4 protein-coding genes are annotated in these 3,127 nt (G+C 70.1%); 2 read left to right on the forward strand and 2 right to left on the reverse strand.

Annotated elements, in window-relative coordinates; genetic code table 11:
• The coding region (locus AC08ON_RS04845; protein ID WP_476616524.1) for an Hsp70 family protein at positions 1-1,952 on the forward strand (1,952 nt) is incomplete at its 5' end.
• Positions 1,953-2,010: 58 nt separating this feature from the next.
• Here the strand turns inward: AC08ON_RS04845 and AC08ON_RS04850 are convergent.
• Both AC08ON_RS04850 and AC08ON_RS04855 read right to left on the reverse strand, forming a co-directional pair.
• Positions 2,011-2,352 carry a hypothetical protein gene (locus tag AC08ON_RS04850; protein ID WP_476606533.1) on the reverse strand — a complete coding sequence of 114 codons (342 nt, stop codon included), beginning with the start codon at positions 2,350-2,352 and terminating at the stop codon, positions 2,011-2,013.
• A 259-nt stretch (positions 2,353-2,611) separates the two neighbouring features.
• Complete coding sequence (locus AC08ON_RS04855) at positions 2,612-2,821, reverse strand: hypothetical protein (protein ID WP_476616525.1); 210 nt, start codon at positions 2,819-2,821, stop codon at positions 2,612-2,614.
• A gap of 105 nt (positions 2,822-2,926) precedes the next feature.
• On the opposite strand from AC08ON_RS04855, the gene AC08ON_RS04860 reads away from it, so the two are divergent.
• A partial coding sequence (locus AC08ON_RS04860) for a response regulator (RefSeq protein ID WP_476616526.1) occupies positions 2,927-3,127 on the forward strand: 201 nt, incomplete at its 3' end.

A 3,127-nucleotide genomic window follows, 5' to 3' on the forward strand; every position in this document is an offset into this window, starting at 1 on the left:
CCGGCCCGCTGCGCCGGACGATGATCGCCGCGGCGGAGGCCGCCGGGTTCGTCGACGTGGACCTGCTCGCCGAGCCGGTCGCGGCGGCCTGGTCGCCGGTGGTCGGCGCCGCGCCCGAGCCCGGCTCGCTCATGCTCGTGTACGACCTGGGCGGCGGGACGTTCGAGGGGGCGCTGGTCGCGGTCGGTGAGGACGGCCGGCACGAGATGCTCTCCCACTCGGCTCTGCACGACTGCGGCGGCCGCGAACTCGACCAGATTCTGTTCGACGAGATCCTGGGGTTGTACGGGCCGGGGCTGGAACCGCTACTGAATCCGCCCGGGATCGGCGAGACGTTCCAGACCACGGCCAACCGGACCCGCCACGAGTTGCTCGACTTCGCCCGGGCAGTGAAACATCAACTCTCCGACATCGCCGTGGTGGAGGATGTTTTCAGCCCGGCCGGCCTGCTGGTCAGCATGCAGCGTGACCGGTTCGCCCAGCTCGCCTCCCCCATCCTGGCCCGCACGATGGCCTGCTGCCAGCACTTGCTGAAGTCTTCCGGTTACGGACCGGACAAGCTGAGTGGGGTGCTCCTCGTCGGGGGCAGCTCCCGGATCCCGGTCGTCACCGACATCCTCGAAGGTCGGCTCGGGGTCGGCACCGACTGGCCGGGGCAGCAGATCTACCTCCCCGCCGATCCCGAGCTCGCCGTGGTGCTCGGCGCCGCAGCCTGGGCAAGCTCGGTCTCCACCCGCCGGACCACCGCGGCGCGCCCGAATCCGGTCCTGCAACCGGCTCGCTGGGACATCCCCGGCGGGCGGGCGACGATGGTGCGCTGGCTCGTCGAGCCCGGGGAGCGCTTCGACGCGAGCGCCGTGCTGGCGCGGGTCCGCCTCACCGACGGTTCCCTGTTCGACCTGGCCGCCGAGGCGCCGGGTAGCCTCATCCACACCCACGCGGCACCCGGCACTCCGGTCCGCGACGCCGACTGGTTGGCGACCACACTTCCGTCCGGGCCGGTGCCGATGGGATCGGCGGTGCCGGCGGACCTGCGCGGCTTCGAGCGCAGCAACCGCCCGTCCCACCACGTCGAGGTCACCGCGCGGGCCACCCTCAAGGGACACGAACGCGACGTCACCTCCGCGGCTTTCTCCCCGGACGGCAAGCTGCTCGCCACCACCAGCAAGGACGGCACCCGGCTGTGGGACGTCGCCATCGGCCGAACGTCGGTCACACTCAGCGGGCGCAAGAGCCTGGTCGTGCACGGCTGCGCCTTCTCCCCGGACGGCAAGCTGCTCGCCACCACCGGCAGCGACAAGACGGCCCGCATCTGGGACGTTGACGCCGCCCGCCAGACGGTGACCCTGACCGGGCACCGGGGACCCGTGTACGGCTGCGCCTTCTCCCCGGACGGCAGCCTGCTCGCCACCACCAGTACCGACCGCACCGTCCGGCTGTGGGGTTCGTCGACCGGGAAAAACCTTGCCACCCTCAACGGCCATCGCGGCTCGGTCTACGGCTGCGCCTTCTCCCCCGACGGCCGGCTGCTGGTCACCGCCGGCGCGGAGTCCACCCTGCTGTGGGACGTCACGGTTGGCGAGATCATCATGAGCCTGCCGGGGCACACGAACTTCGCCGGCGGATGCGCCTTCTCCCCCGACGGCCGGCTGCTCGCGACGAGCGGCAACGAGGGCACCCGGCTCACCGACGCCTCCAGCGGCACCACCGTGCTCACTCTGCCGGGTTCGGCGCAGAGCTGCGCCTTCTCCCCGGACGGCCACCTGCTGGCGACGGCGAGCACCGACGACACCGCGCAACTGTGGGACGTCGCGACCGGGTCCGCGATCGCCACCCTCACCGGGCACAGCAGCACGGTGATGAGCTGCGCGTTCGCCCCCTACGGCCTCCTGCTCGCCACCACCAGTACCGACATGACCGCTCGGCTCTGGGACATCGTCTACATCCCCTGACGCTCCGGCCGTCCCGGCAGGCACAGCCGCCGCCCGGAGATCCTGGAACTCCCGGAGATCAGGTCGGAAAGACCGCGCCGTCCCGTGGCGGGCACTGCAGGCCGAGGTCGTCCAGCACCGCCTCGGGCGCGACGCCACACCCGACCTCGTAGGTACCGAGCTGGACCAGTTCCCACCCGGAGCCCGTGTGATGCAGTACACCCTCGGCCCGGTCGAGATCGGCCACGGTCGGGCGCAGCTCGGTCAGTGCCCAGCTCGGGTCGCTGGCGGCCAGGGTGGTTCCGGTGACCTCGTAGTTCTGCGGCGGAACATTCGCGGTGAACGAGCTCGTCCGGACCGCCTCGGCAATCGCGTCCGCATCCCCGGCCGACGGCGGGAAGGTGCCTGCGCCGCGAGCCACGGCAGCGACGACGCGGCTGGTTTCCCCGGGAACCGACGCCACTGAGGGCGATCTGGAACAGGCAAACGCCGTACCCACGGTCACGACTCCCACGGTGACCAGAGTTGCGGTGGGCAGTACCACCCGGCGCACGATACGGGGACGGTTACCGCGGACGGCGGACCGAGGACGACTGTGGCGAGCCATGCTGTGCACCTACCCAGTTTGCGCAGGTGAACCCCCTGAAGGGGGATACTCCGACGGTCAACCCGACGACAGATCACATTGTGATCCCATTGAGATTCACCCATCCCTCACTACTCTCGCCCTCATTGGTCTCACCAAGATAAAATCTTGGCAAAATGTGGTGCAATGCCTGGTCGAGCGTGGTGTCCGTCCCATCGGAGCCGTCCGGCCCGCCACCCCGGGAGAGGCTGCCATTCGAGGGGGTCCCGGTTGTCTCGTCGATGGACATCGCGGCGAGTGGCACGCCTACGATTCCGCGGCCCCGCCGGGCATTCACAGGCCCGGCATTCACAGCAGGCTCACAGCAAGACCTCAGGTAACAGCCAGCCAAGGAGGCGAAGCTGACACCATGCAATCGGTGCGGGTCCTCGTGGTGGACGACGAGACAACACTGGCGGAGCTGCTGTCGATGGCGCTGCGCTACGAGGGGTGGGAAGTGCGCAGCGCCGCGGATGGTCGCGGAGCGCTGCGGCTCGCCCGCGACTTCCGGCCGGACGCGGTCGTTCTCGATATCATGCTGCCCGACATGGACGGCTTGGAGGTGCTTCGG

This window comes from Frankia sp. CoWAU3 (genome assembly GCF_977971855.1).